This is a genomic window from Catenuloplanes sp. NPDC051500 (genome assembly GCF_044454585.1).
Lineage (GTDB): Bacteria > Actinomycetota > Actinomycetes > Mycobacteriales > Micromonosporaceae > Catenuloplanes.
Genome location: NZ_JBITDX010000006.1, coordinates 74760 through 87007, shown reverse-complemented (window position 1 = coordinate 87007; position 12248 = coordinate 74760). Strand labels below are relative to the sequence as shown.

General features: G+C 69.1%; 13 protein-coding genes and 1 tRNA gene. 11 read left to right on the top strand and 3 right to left on the bottom strand.

Translation table 11 applies throughout. The features are described 5' to 3' along the window. Positions 1-191 precede the first annotated feature (191 nt). From ACIA8K_RS14220 to ACIA8K_RS14175, 10 genes are all read left to right on the top strand, one after another. On the top strand, positions 192-1556 hold the full coding sequence (locus ACIA8K_RS14220) for a dihydrolipoyl dehydrogenase family protein (RefSeq protein ID WP_396058673.1): 1365 nt from the start codon (positions 192-194) through the stop codon (positions 1554-1556). Between the two features lie 89 nt (positions 1557-1645). After that, positions 1646-2653 (top strand): LacI family DNA-binding transcriptional regulator, encoded by a 1008-nt coding sequence (locus tag ACIA8K_RS14215; protein ID WP_396058671.1) that lies wholly within the window; start codon positions 1646-1648, stop codon positions 2651-2653. 253 nt (positions 2654-2906) lie between these two features. Then, positions 2907-4262, top strand: a complete 1356-nt coding sequence (locus ACIA8K_RS14210) for an ABC transporter substrate-binding protein (protein ID WP_396058669.1) — start codon at positions 2907-2909, stop codon at positions 4260-4262. A 113-nt stretch (positions 4263-4375) separates the two neighbouring features. Then, a complete protein-coding gene (locus ACIA8K_RS14205) occupies positions 4376-5317 on the top strand; it encodes a carbohydrate ABC transporter permease (protein WP_396058667.1) in 942 nt (313 codons plus the stop codon). Continuing rightward, complete coding sequence (locus ACIA8K_RS14200) at positions 5317-6186, top strand: carbohydrate ABC transporter permease (protein WP_396058665.1); 870 nt, start codon at positions 5317-5319, stop codon at positions 6184-6186. Before ACIA8K_RS14205 ends, ACIA8K_RS14200 begins: the two co-directional genes overlap by 1 nt. A gap of 2 nt (positions 6187-6188) precedes the next feature. Further along, positions 6189-7733, top strand: a complete 1545-nt coding sequence (locus tag ACIA8K_RS14195; protein WP_396058663.1) for a glycoside hydrolase family 13 protein — start codon at positions 6189-6191, stop codon at positions 7731-7733. 60 nt (positions 7734-7793) lie between these two features. Then, positions 7794-8027 (top strand): hypothetical protein, encoded by a 234-nt coding sequence (locus tag ACIA8K_RS14190; RefSeq protein ID WP_396058661.1) that lies wholly within the window; start codon positions 7794-7796, stop codon positions 8025-8027. Between the two features lie 19 nt (positions 8028-8046). Beyond that, on the top strand, positions 8047-8469 hold the full coding sequence (locus tag ACIA8K_RS14185) for a VOC family protein (RefSeq protein WP_396058659.1): 423 nt from the start codon (positions 8047-8049) through the stop codon (positions 8467-8469). Positions 8470-8488: 19 nt separating this feature from the next. Next, positions 8489-9556, top strand: coding sequence for a MerR family DNA-binding transcriptional regulator (locus tag ACIA8K_RS14180; protein ID WP_396058657.1), 1068 nt, complete (start codon positions 8489-8491; stop codon positions 9554-9556). Between the two features lie 95 nt (positions 9557-9651). Further along, positions 9652-10254 carry a hypothetical protein gene (locus ACIA8K_RS14175; protein WP_396058656.1) on the top strand — a complete coding sequence of 201 codons (603 nt, stop codon included), beginning with the start codon at positions 9652-9654 and terminating at the stop codon, positions 10252-10254. Positions 10255-10260: 6 nt separating this feature from the next. Here the strand turns inward: ACIA8K_RS14175 and ACIA8K_RS14170 are convergent, their stop codons facing one another. From ACIA8K_RS14170 to ACIA8K_RS14160, 3 genes are all read right to left on the bottom strand, one after another. Then, positions 10261-10539, bottom strand: coding sequence for a cell division protein SepF (locus ACIA8K_RS14170; RefSeq protein ID WP_396058654.1), 279 nt, complete (start codon positions 10537-10539; stop codon positions 10261-10263). A gap of 156 nt (positions 10540-10695) precedes the next feature. Beyond that, positions 10696-10769, bottom strand: a tRNA-Pro gene (locus ACIA8K_RS14165). 87 nt (positions 10770-10856) lie between these two features. Beyond that, positions 10857-11750, bottom strand: coding sequence for a metallophosphoesterase (locus ACIA8K_RS14160; RefSeq protein WP_396058652.1), 894 nt, complete (start codon positions 11748-11750; stop codon positions 10857-10859). A gap of 25 nt (positions 11751-11775) precedes the next feature. Here ACIA8K_RS14160 and ACIA8K_RS14155 point away from each other — a divergent pair, with 25 nt between their 5' ends. Beyond that, positions 11776-12225, top strand: coding sequence for a GatB/YqeY domain-containing protein (locus ACIA8K_RS14155; RefSeq protein WP_396058650.1), 450 nt, complete (start codon positions 11776-11778; stop codon positions 12223-12225). The last annotated feature ends 23 nt before the right edge of the window (positions 12226-12248 follow it).

Below are 12248 nucleotides of genomic sequence, written 5' to 3'. Positions count from 1 at the left end.
CCTCAGGGTAGTGGCCGTTGCGAGGTATCAGGTGACCAGCGCGGATCGGGTGTCGCGACATGATTACTCCCACCGGTGGGGGTCGATGAAGACCAACATAGTCGATTATGTGGCGGAAGGGTGAAACGGGTGGTGCAGGCGGCAAGGCCGTCGGCGTACCGGGGACTGTGGGTGGGTGGCATGCTGACTGCATGGGGCAGCCGGAGCAGGTCGATGTTGTCGTTGTCGGGCTTGGTGTGGGCGGTGAGGAAGCGGGTGGCCGGCTGGCTGTCGCGGGACTCAGCGTGGTGGGGATCGAGAGTCGGCTGGTAGGTGGGGAGTGTCCGTACTACGGGTGCATTCCGACCAAGATGATGATCCGGGCGGGAAACGCGCTTGTGGAGGCGCGCCGGGTGGCGCAGCTGGCCGGGCGGGCGACTGTGACGGCGGACTGGGCGCCGGTGGCCAAGCGGATCCGGGAGGAGGCGACCGACACCTGGAACGACAAGGTGGCGGTGGACCGGTTTACGGGTAAGGGCGGGCGGTTCGAGCGCGGGTCCGCGCTGATCACCGGGCCGAACCGGGTGCGGGTGGGCCACAACGAGTACATCGCGCAGCGCGGGATCGTGGTGGCGACCGGGACCGTGCCGGTGGTGCCGCCGATCGACGGACTGGCCGGAACTCCGTTCTGGACGAACCGCGAGGCGGTCGAGGTGGAGCAGCTGCCGCCGTCGCTTGTGATTCTGGGCGGTGGCGCGATCGGCGTCGAGTTCGCGCAGGTGTTCGCGCGTTTCGGCGTGCAGGTGACGGTCGTGGAGGGCGGTGACCGGCTGCTGGCGGCGGAGGAGCCGGAGGCCGGTGCGGTGGTGGAAACGGCCCTTCGGGCCGACAACGTCGAGATCCACACGGGGGTACGGGCGGAGCGCGTCTCGCACGACGGGGCACGGTTCGTGGTGGGCCTGTCCGACGGCTCCGAGGTGTCGGCGGTGAAGCTGCTGGTGGCGCTGGGCCGGAAGGCGGAGCTCGGCGGGCTGGGCCTGCAGGACGCGGGGGTGGACACGTCCGGCCGGTTCATCGAGGTGGACGACCGGATGCGGGCCGGCGAGAACGTGTGGGCGATCGGCGACGTGACCGGCCGGGGCGGGTTTACGCACATGGCGATGTACCAGGCGGATATCGCGGTGCGGGACATTCTGGGCCAGGGCGGCCCGGGCGCGGACTACCGGGCGCTGCCGCGGGTCACGTTCACCGATCCGGAGGTCGGCGCGGTGGGCCTGACCGAGCGCCAGGCGCGTGAGCAGGGGCTGAACGTGCGGGTCGGCGTGACGGACGTGTCCGAGTCGTCGCGTGGGTACATCCACGGGCCGGGTAACGCGGGCATCATCAAGGTGGTCGAGGACGTGGACCGGGGTGTGCTGGTCGGGGCCACGTCCGCGGGTGTGACCGGCGGTGAGGTGCTGAGCGGTCTGGCGGTCGCGGTGCACGGCGAGGTGCCGGTGGCGACGCTGCGGCACATGATCTACGCGTACCCGACGTTCCACCGGGCGACGCTTGACGCGATCAAGGCGCTCAACTGAGGATTCTTGCAAAGCGCTGACGCCGGCTTTCTGTTACACGACACATTTCGGTTCGGTTTTTTCGCAAATCGCGACGTAGTATTGCGTACGTGACGAGACGACTGACCGAGGTGGCGAAGAAGGCCGGCGTCAGCGAGGCCACCGTCAGCCGGGTGCTGAACGGGCGGGAGGGCGTCTCCGAGGCGACCCGCACCGCGGTGCTTACCGCGCTTGACGTGCTTGGCTACGAGCGCCCGACGAAGCTGCGCGGCGAGCGCGCCCGGCTTGTCGGCCTGGTGCTTCCGGAGCTGCAGAACCCGATATTTCCGGCGCTGGCCGAGGCGGTGACCGGCGCGCTTGTGCAGCGCGGGTTCTCGCCTGTGCTGTGCGCGCGCACGATCGGCGGCGTCTCCGAGGTCGAGTTCCTTGACATGCTGCTCGAGCACCAGGTGTCCGGAATCATCTTCGCCGGCGGCAACTACGCGATGGCTGATGCGTCGCACGAGCACTACAAGAAGCTGACCGACCGCGGGCTGCCGGCCGTGCTTGTCAACGCGGGTGTGGACGGGCTGGGCTTCCCGCTGGTGTCCACGGATGACGCGGAGGCGGTCGAGCAGGGTCTCGCGCATCTGGTCTCGCTCGGCCACACCCGGATCGGCGCGTTGCTCGGGCCGTCGGACCATGTGCCGTCGCGACGGAAGCTGGCCGCGGCCGAGTCCGCGGTGGCCGCGCACGGGGGCAGGATCCGGCTTGACGTGGAGCGGTCGAGCTTCTCCACCGAGGGCGGGCGTGCCGCCACGGCGAAGCTGGTCAAGCAGGGCGTCACAGGCATCCTGTGCGCAAGCGACGTGCTTGCGCTGGGTGCGGTCCGGGCGGTGCGCCGGCTGGGACTGCGGGTGCCGCAGGACGTGTCGGTGGTCGGGTTCGACGACTCCGCGCTGATGAACAGTGTGGATCCGCCGCTGACCACTGTGCGGCAGCCGATCGAGGCGATGGGCCAGTCCGCGGTGGAGTTGCTTGTGCAGCAGATCGACGGCGCGGAGATCGCCGCGGACGAGCTGCTCTTCGAGCCGGAGCTGGTGGTGCGCAGCTCGACCGCGCCGGTGCCCCGGGGATAGCCCGGAGGCGGCTCAACCGCGCCGGTAACCCGAAGCGGCTCGACCGCGCCAGTAGCCATAAAACCGAGCAAACGGCCCACGACCTGATGGTCAGGGGCCGTTTTTCGCGCCTCCACGTCGTACCGTCGGATATTTTCTTGATGTTGTGCAGTTCTTGCGGTCTCTGGTTGGTGTTTGTATCGTCATCGACACGAAACACGGCGTTACAGAGCCATCACTTTGCTTACACACCCCACGGAAGGGGTCCGTTCCCATGGGCACACATCGGATGCGGACGACTCTCGGGTTCCTGCTTGTCGTCGGGCTCGGGTTCGGAACCGCCGCGTGCGGTTCCGGCGACGACGACACGGAGGAGGGCGGCAAGGTCACCCTGGTGATCAACGGACTGCCGCCGGCCACCGAGGCCGCCAACCACCAACGCTTCCTCGACAACGTGGCTGAGTTCGAGAAGGCGAATCCCGACATCGATCTTGACCCTCGCGAGGGCAAGATGGACCCGCAGACGTTCGCCGCGAAACTTGCAGGTGGTCAGCTGGAGGACGTCTTCTACGTCTACTTCACCGACCCGGCGAACCTGATCGCCAAGCGCCAGGTCGCGGACATCAGCAAGTACCTGGGCGAGGTTCCGGTCGCGGCGCAGATCAAGCCGGAGGTGCTGCGCGTCTTCCAGGACGACAAGGGCGGCACCTACGGCCTGCCCTACAAGAACTACTCGATGGGCCTGCTCTACAACCGGGACGTGTTCACCAAGGCCGGGCTTGACCCGGCCACGCCGCCGAAGACCTGGGCCGAGGTACGCGACGCGGCCAAGAAGATCAGCGCGCTCGGCGACGGGCACGTGGGCTACGGCGACTACTCGAAGAGCAACACCGGCGGCTGGCACTTCACCACGGAGATCTACTCGCTCGGTGGCGAGGTCGCGGTGAACGGGGGCGGCACGTGGAAGGCCGCGTTCAACAGCGCGCAGGGCAAGCAGGTGCTCCAGCAGCTCAAGGACATGCGCTGGACGGACAACTCGATGGGCGAGAAGCAGCTGCTCGAGTGGGCGGACCTGCTGCAGATGATGGGCTCGGGCAAGCTCGGCATGTACGTGGCGACGGCCGACAACATCCCGACGATCGTCAACCAGTACCAGGGGAAGTACGAGACGTACGGGCTCGGCCCGATCCCCGGTGGTGCGGGCACGCTCGGCGGCGGCGAGGGCTACATGTTCAACGCCAAGGCCTCACCCGCGAAGATCAAGGCCGGCCTGAAGTGGCTGTCGTTCTGGTTCACCAGCGCGGAGCGGTTCGAGGCGGAGAACAAGTGGAACGCCGACAACAAGCTCCCGGTCGGCCTGCCCGAGCCGGCGATCTTCACGGGTGACGCGGCGCAGATCCAGGCGACCGCGGACGCGAAGTACGCGAACGTGCCGCAGGAGAACTACGCGCCGTTCAAGGCCGCGATGCCGAGCATCCCGGTGAAGCTTGAGCCGCCGAACGCGCAGCAGGTCTACGCGGTGCTCGACGTGGCCATGCAGAAGGTGCTCACCGACCGTAACGCGAACGTGGACCAGCTCCTCGCGGACGCGGAGACGCAGGTCAACCAGATCCTGGCGTCGGTCAAGTAGGGCGAGGGGCGGCGCTGCCGGGGCAACCGGCGGCGCCGTCTCCCTCGCGCGAAGGCCGTCGCGCCTTCCTGTCGTACCGCTGAATGGGCTTGAATTGAGGAAAGGTGACCACGATGGCGGTCCTGTCGGCTCCGGCCCGGACGGAGACGCCTCCCGATCCTCGGAAGCGGCCGCGAAGCGGGCGTCTGCGCCGGGCGATCGGCGACAATCTGCTGGCCTACGCGTTCATGGCCGGCGGGCTCGTGTGTTTCGCGCTGTTCTCCTGGTACCCGCTTGTGCGCGGCATCATCCTGAGCTTCCAGCAGGACAACTTCGTGACCGATCCGTATTGGGTGGGCACGGAGAACTACGTCGCGCTGTTCGAGGATCCGCTGTTCTGGACCGCGTGGCGGAACACGCTTGTCTTCACCGGGTTCGCGCTGGTCTTCGGCTATCTGGTGCCGCTGTTCCTGGCGATCCTGCTCAATGAGCTGCGGCACCTGAAAGGGTTCTTCCGGGTCGCGGTCTATCTGCCGGTGATGCTGCCGCCGATCGTGGTCGTGCTGCTCTGGCGCTATTTCTACGACCCGGGGAACGGCCTTTTCAACACGGTCCTGAGCGCGGCCGGGCTGCCTACCTCGCAGTGGACGCAGTCCCCGAGCACCGCGCTGTTCTCCCTGGTCCTGGTCTCGACATGGGCGAACCTGGGCGGCGCGACGCTGATGTACCTCGCGGGTCTGCAGGGCATTCCGGGCGAGCTGTACGAGGCGGCGGAGTTGGACGGCGCGTCGCTCTGGCAGCGGCTGCGGCACGTGACGATCCCGCAGCTGCGCTTCCTGATGCTTGTGTTGCTGCTGTTGCAGGTCATCGCGACCATGCAGGTCTTCATCGAGCCCTATCAGCTGACCGGCACCACGAATCCGGACACGATCACGGTGATGGTGCTGATCTACCGGTACGCGTTCACTGTGAACAACGACTTCGGCCTGGCCGCCGCGATGAGCGTGACGCTGTTCGTGGTGCTCGGCGCGTTCTCCGCCGTCTACCTGCGACTCACCCGAAGCCAGGAGTCCTGATGCGCACGCTCATTTCGGAGACGGAACTCCGCCGCCATCGGGGCCTCTACTTCGCGGTGCTCGGCGCCGTGACCGTCGCGTTCACGCTTGCGTTCCTGTTCCCCATCTACTGGATGGTGACAGGTGCGCTGAAATCCCCTGTCGAGCTGGCCCAGCCGATTCCCACGTTCATTCCGGAGAGTTTCCACCCGGGCTCCTACGCGGACGCGTGGAACCGGATGGAGATCGCGCGCTACTTCGGCAACACGGTGTTCTACGCGTTCGGCGGCTGGCTGTTCGTGCTTGTCCTGGACGTGGCGGTGGCCTACGCGCTGTCCAAGCTGCGGCCGGTGCTCGGCAACGTGATCCTCGGCGGCATGCTTGCCAGTCTGATGCTGCCCGCGTCCGCGCTGCTGATCCCGGCCTACCTGACCGTGACGGACGTGCCGCTTCTCGGCGTGAACCTGCTGAACACGCCGTGGGCGCTGTGGCTGCCCGCGGTCGCGAACGCGTTCAACATCTACGTGCTCAAGCGGTTCTTCGACCAGATCCCGAACGACCTGCTCGACGCGGCCGCGATCGACGGCGCGGGCCGGCTGCGCGTGCTGTGGTCGGTGGTGCTGCCACTGTCCCGGCCGGTCCTCGGCGTCGTCTCGATCTTCGCGATCATCGGCATCTGGAAGGACTTCCTCTGGCCGCTGCTGGTGCTGCCGTCGCCGGCCGCGCAGACGCTGAGCGTGGCGCTGTCCCGGCTGTCGCTCACCAGCCAGGTGCCGCTGAACATGATGCTCGCCGGCCTGGTGATCGCCAGCATCCCGATGGTCGTAATTTTCCTGATCTTCCAGCGCAGCATCATCGGGGGCCTGTCGGCCGGGGCAATGAAGGGGTGAACGTGAGCACATGGTGGCGTGACGCGGTGATCTACCAGGTCTATCCGCGCAGCTACGCGGACGGGAACGGGGACGGCATCGGTGATCTGGCGGGCGTGCGCGCCCACCTCGACCACCTCGTCGACCTGGGTGTGGACGCGATCTGGTTCAGCCCGTGGTACCCGTCGCCGCAGGCGGACGCCGGCTACGACGTGGCCGACTACCGGGACATCGAGCCGATCTTCGGCACGCTTGCCGAGGCGGAGGCGCTGATCACGGAAGCGCACACGGCCGGCATCAAAATCATCATCGACATCGTGCCGAACCACGTGTCGTCCGCGCACACGTGGTTCCAGGCGGCGCTCGCGTCACCTGACGCGCCGGAGCGCGAGCTGTTCTGGTTCCGCCCCGGCCCCGAGCGCCCGACCGACTGGGAGGGCGAGTTCGGCGGGCCGACCTGGACCCAGACCCCGGACGGCGCCTGGTACCTGCACCTCTTCGACAAGGCCCAACCCGACCTCAACTGGAACCATCCGCGGGTACGGGAGGAGCACCTCGACATCCTGCGGTTCTGGCTGGACCGCGGGGTGGACGGCTTCCGGGTGGATTCGGCCGCGCTGCTTGTCAAGGACCCGGCCCTTCCACCGGTTCTTCCTGATCAACCGCACCCGTTCCACGACCTCGACGGCGTGCACGAGATCTACCGCGAGTGGCGTCAGGTGATCGGCTCCTACGAGGGCGACCGGACGCTTATCGGCGAGGTCTGGCTGCCGTCCCCGGAGCGGTTCGCCCGCTACCTGCGGCCGGACGAGATGCACTCCGCGTTCAACCTCGACTTCCTGTGCAGCCCGTGGGATCCGGCCCGGCTGCGGCAGGTCATCGAGGACACGCTGCGCGTGCACGAGCCGCTCGGCGCGGTCGCCACCTGGGTGATCTCCAATCACGACGTCACCCGGCCGGTCACCCGCTACGGCCGCGAGGAGACCGGTTTCAGCTTCGCCGCCAAGCGCGAGGGAACCCCCACAGACCTCCGCCTGGGTACGGTCCGGGCGCGGGCGGCCGCGCTGCTCAGCCTCGCGCTGCCCGGGGCCGCCTACGTCTACCAGGGCGAGGAACTGGGTCTGGAGGAGGTCGAGGACATTCCGCCCGCGCTGCGGCAGGACCCGATGTGGCACCGCTCCGGGCACCGCGATCCGGGCCGGGACGGCTGCCGGGTGCCGCTGCCGTGGTCGGACACGGAACCGCCGTTCGGATTCGGGACCGGGACGCCGTGGCTGCCGCAACCACGCGGGTGGAAGGACCGGACAGTCGCGGTGCAGCGGGCCGACCCGGCGTCGATGCTGTCGCTCTACCGGTCCGCGCTGGCACTGCGCAGGTCGGTCTCCGGTCCACTGGCGTGGCTGCCGTCGGAGCCGGACGTGCTCGCGTTCCGGCGCGGCTCCGGCTTCGCCTGCGTGGCGAACCTCTCCGCGTCCGCCGTGCCGTTCACCGGAGAGGTCCTGCTCGCCAGCGGGCCGCTCGACGACGGCCTGCTGCCGCCGGACACCACCATCTGGCTCGCTCTTTAGGGGGTGCGGGCCGCGTCGCTACCGGGCGCGCGGCCCGTTCTGGATCTAGGCTCGGCCGACATGACTACCGAAGCTGTCCTCGAAGAAGAACCCGGCGAGATCTACACCGCCTATTTCCACACCGTGCAGGAGCTGACCGAGGCGTTGACCGCGGCGGACACGCTCGGGCTCGGCGTGCGGGTCGAGTCGTACACGGTGACCTCCGAGGAGGACCCCGACTCGGCGACCACCGAGTTCAAGTTCACGCTGCTCGCCGAGCAGCCGGACCGCACGGAAGCCGCGGAAGAGGCGTAACTGTCCCTACGATCGGGGCATGGCATACGACTTCCAGGTCGCGATCGACAGCGCTGACCCGCACGCCCAGGCCGACTGGTGGGCGGAGACGCTCGGCTGGTCCGTCGAGCCACAGGACGCGACCTTCATCAAAAGCATGATCGATAAGGGGTACGCCACCGAGGCCGAGACCACGACCCACCGCGGCGCGCTGGTCTGGGCCTCGGGGGCGGCCATCCGGCACCCGGCCACCGAGCAGCGGGTGCTCTTCCAGACCGCCCCCGAGGCGAAGACCGTGAAGAACCGCATCCACCTCGACGTGCGTGTCGGCGACGAGAAGCGGGCGGCCGAGGTCGAGCGGCTCACCGCGCGCGGGGCGACGTTCCTCTGGAACGGCAGGCAGGGCCCGAACACCTGGGTCACGATGGCCGATCCGGAGGGCAACGAGTTCTGCGTGGCTTGACCCTCCACCAGGTCGAGGGATGAGGGTTCCCGTCGTGGAGAGCTCTTCCGCCGGCATCGGCATCGGGGAGATGGCGCGGGCCACCGGCCTGACCATCAGCGCGCTGCGGTTCTACGACGGGGCCGGCGTGCTTGTGCCCGCGTTCGTCGACCCGCGCAACGGCTACCGGAGGTACGCGGCGGGGCAGGTCCCCGCCGCACGCCTGGTCGCCGGCCTGCGCCGGGTCGGCATGCCGCTGCCTCAGATCACCGCCATGCTCGACCGGTTCGACGACCGGCCGGCCCTGCACGCGCTGCTCGACGCGCACCTGCGGCGGCTCGAGCACGGCCTGGCCGACGCGCGGCGTGAACTCTCCCGGATCCACCGCCTGATCGACGGTGAACACCACCCCGCGGAGGCCCCGATGACCGTGCTGACCACGCCCGCCGCCGCCTTACGGGACGCGCTCGCGGCCGTCCGCCACGCCGCCGGCACCGACCCGGAGCTGCCCGTCCTCGGCGGCGTCCTGATCGAGATCTGCGACGGCGCGCTACGGCTGGTGACCACCGACCGCTACCGGATGGCCGTCGCCGACGTTCCGCTCCTCGACCTCACCGGCCCGGACCTCGGCGTGATCGCACCGCTGCCGCTTGTCGACGCGCTCATGCCCCTGCTCGCCACCGGCGGCCCGGTCATGCTCTCCCTGACCGCCGACGCGATCGCTGTGGTCGCCGGCGGCCACGAGCTGAGCGGCGTTCCGGTCCTCCCCGGCGACTACCCCGACTACCGCCGCGCGCTGGCCGCCAAGGCCGGTGAGCCCCTACGCCTGACCGTGGACGCGGCCGCGCTGCGCCGCGAGGTCGCCGCCGCCCCGACCGTGCTGCACGAGAACCTCCCCATTCTGGTCCTGACCACTGATGCGGCAGGCACGCTCACCGTCGGTGACCCGTCCGCCCCCCACCAGATCGCCCTGAACCGTGAGTTCCTCCTCGCCGCCCTCGACGCCGGCGCCCCCGGCCAGCTGGTCCTCGAGCTGGACGGCCCGATCATGCCCCTCGCCCTCCACAGCCCCGACTCCTTCACCATCCTGATGCCGGTCCGCCTCTGACCGGGCCGCCGGTTGCGGACGGGGAGTTCTAAGGGTGGTGGGGCGGGTGCCGATTGAGCAGGCGTTCCGTCCCCAACATGATTGTGACCAGGCCTATGACGACCGAGCAGCCGCACGGCTCCCCCTCGGCTGTGCCGGCGAATCCGTACCAGCAGCTGACCAACGCCTACTACTCCCCGGGCTCCGCGCCCGGTGCCCCGTCGCCGGTGATGTGGACGCCGCCGCCCACCCGTTCCCCGGCCGGTCCGATCGCGGTCGGGCTGGTCGCGATCGTGTTGCTCGGATTCGGGCTGACGTTCGGCGCGAACGAGTTCGCCAAGCGGGAGGTGTGCGGCGGGTTCGCCGCGGCGCAGGCTCCCGCGGCCGGCACGCCTGCGGTGCAGGCGAACACGACCGGGAAGGGCGTTCCGGCCACGACCACGGCCGCGGAGTCACCGACCGCCGCGCAGATGCGGGACGAGGTGGCCACCATGAAGCGGTACGCGACGATGCTGGTCCTCGACGGGGACCTGCGCGTGGCGGTCAAGGACCTGACTGTGGACGTGGACAGCATGCTGCGGCTGGGTGAGGAGTTCAAAGGCCTGACCGACGAGGAGCGGATGGACAACGCGCCGCGGGTGGTCGCGCTCGCCACGGACATGACGGCGCACGTGAATGCCGTGCAGCGCGCCTGCGGCCTGGCCGAGACCGCCGCCTAGGCCCGGTCAGAGCCCGCCGCGTGAGATCGGCGCCGGCGCCAGCACCGGGACGTTCGGCAGGTCCGACTCCTTCATCCCGGGCGGCCGCAGCAGAAAGATCTTGGGCGCGAGACGCTCCATCTCACCGCCCCGCCCGACGATGAGGCCCGCCGCGAAGTCCACAAGCGGCGTGGCCTCTTCGTCGGTCAGGCTGGTCAGGTCCATCACCACCGCGAACCCCTCACGGAAGTAATGCCCGACGTAGAACACCTCGTTGTAACTCTGCGGGCGCAGCGTCTTGACCATCTGTCCAGTCTCGCGGAGGAGACGCCCTCGTCAAGGCGTGTTCCCCCGATTGTCCACCGGCGATTCACGCCGCCCCGGCGGTCCGATCGCACACGCCGGGGAAATGAGTCAGGGCCGCTTCCCCGGAGGGAAACGGCCCTGCTCTGCACTTACCGGTCGGGGTAGCCGGATTTGAACCGACGGCCTCCTCGTCCCGAACGAGGCGCGCTACCAAGCTGCGCCATACCCCGGGGTGCGGATCAAATACTAGCGGATCGCAACCCGAGGGCAAATTCGGTATCCCCTTCGCGCGTCAGCGCAGGGCACCGGGGCGTGGGTCAGCGCGGAATCAGGGTCAGCAGGGACGCCTCGGGCGGGCAGGCGAAGCGGACCGGGGCGGTGGGGTGGGTGCCGAGGCCTGCGGAGACGTGCAGCCAGGAGTCGGAGCCGGGCCAGCGGTGCAGGCCCTTGACCATGTTGCGGGGGAGGCCGCAGTTGGTGACCAGGGCGCCGTAGAACGGGACGCAGACCTGGCCGCCGTGGGTGTGGCCGGCCAGCAGCAGGTCGAAGCCGTCCGCGGCCATCAGGTCGAGCAGCGGGGGCTCAGGGCTGTGGGTGAGGGCCACGTGCAGGTCGGCGAGGTCCGAGGCGGGGCCGGCGACCAGCGGGTAGTCGTCGCGCTCGACGTGCGGGTCGTCGACGCCGACCAGTTCGATGACGCGGCCGCCGGCCTTGATCGTGGTGCGGGCGTTGTTCAGGTCGGTCCAGCCGGCGTCGGTCAGGACCTGGCGGAGCTCGTCGGCGGGCAGTTCGGCGCCCTGGACGTACTCCCGGTTGGGGTTGAAGTAGCTGAACGGGTTCTTGAAGATCGGCCCGCGGTAGTCGTTGGAGCCGAAGACGAACGCGCCGGGCAGGTCGAGCAGGGGTTGCAGCGCGCGGAGGACTCCGGGAACCGCGGCGGGGTCGGCCATGTTGTCGCCGGTGACCACGACGAGGTCGGGGTCGGTGGCGGCCAGCGCGGCGACCCAGCGTTGCTTGCGCCGCTGCTCGGGCATCATGTGCAGGTCCGAGATGTGCAGGATGCGCAACGGCTCGGCGTCGGGCGCCAGCACTGGCACGTCGAATCGGCGCAGCGTGAACATGTTGCGCTCGACGAGCGAGGCATAGGCGAGGGTGGCGGCTCCGGCGGCGACCGTGCCGGCGGCCAGACTGAAAAGGGTGCGCTTCCGCATTCCACCAAGGGTAGTTTCACTCCCCATGGGTACGCTCAAGGACCGCCTGAACGATGACCTGCACACCGCCATGAAGGCTCGGGACGAGCTGACCACGTCGACGCTGCGGATGACGCTCGCCGCCGTGGGCACTGCCGAGGTCGCCGGCAGGGAGAAGCGGGAGCTCGCGGACGACGAGGTGCTCGCGGTGCTGGCCAAGGAGGCCAAGAAGCGGCGCGAGTCGGCGCAGGCGTTCACGGATGCCGGTCGCCCCGAGTCCGCGGCGAAGGAACTGGCCGAGTTCGAGATCATCGACCGCTACCTGCCGACCCAGCTCAGCGACGAGGACCTGGCCGGAATCGTCGCGGAGGCGCTGACCGGCCTGAGCGGCCAGGCGTCGATGGGGCCGGCGATGAAGGCGGCGAAGACCGCGGTGGCCGGCCGCGCCGAGGGTGGCCGCGTCGCCGCCGAGGTGCGCCGCCAGCTCGCCGTCTGAAGACCACATCACAATCACAATCG

Coding starts and splice junctions, on each gene's coding strand:
- ACIA8K_RS14185 (WP_396058659.1), top strand. CDS start 8,047: ATGGCATACGACTTCCAGGTCGCGATCGACAGCGCTGACCCGCACGCC.
- ACIA8K_RS14175 (WP_396058656.1), top strand. CDS start 9,652: ATGACGACCGAGCAGCCGCACGGCTCCCCCTCGGCTGTGCCGGCGAAT.
- ACIA8K_RS14220 (WP_396058673.1), top strand. CDS start 192: ATGGGGCAGCCGGAGCAGGTCGATGTTGTCGTTGTCGGGCTTGGTGTG.
- ACIA8K_RS14180 (WP_396058657.1), top strand. CDS start 8,489: ATGAGGGTTCCCGTCGTGGAGAGCTCTTCCGCCGGCATCGGCATCGGG.
- ACIA8K_RS14170 (WP_396058654.1), bottom strand. CDS start 10,539: ATGGTCAAGACGCTGCGCCCGCAGAGTTACAACGAGGTGTTCTACGTC.
- ACIA8K_RS14205 (WP_396058667.1), top strand. CDS start 4,376: ATGGCGGTCCTGTCGGCTCCGGCCCGGACGGAGACGCCTCCCGATCCT.
- ACIA8K_RS14200 (WP_396058665.1), top strand. CDS start 5,317: ATGCGCACGCTCATTTCGGAGACGGAACTCCGCCGCCATCGGGGCCTC.
- ACIA8K_RS14160 (WP_396058652.1), bottom strand. CDS start 11,750: ATGCGGAAGCGCACCCTTTTCAGTCTGGCCGCCGGCACGGTCGCCGCC.
- ACIA8K_RS14155 (WP_396058650.1), top strand. CDS start 11,776: ATGGGTACGCTCAAGGACCGCCTGAACGATGACCTGCACACCGCCATG.
- ACIA8K_RS14190 (WP_396058661.1), top strand. CDS start 7,794: ATGACTACCGAAGCTGTCCTCGAAGAAGAACCCGGCGAGATCTACACC.
- ACIA8K_RS14210 (WP_396058669.1), top strand. CDS start 2,907: ATGGGCACACATCGGATGCGGACGACTCTCGGGTTCCTGCTTGTCGTC.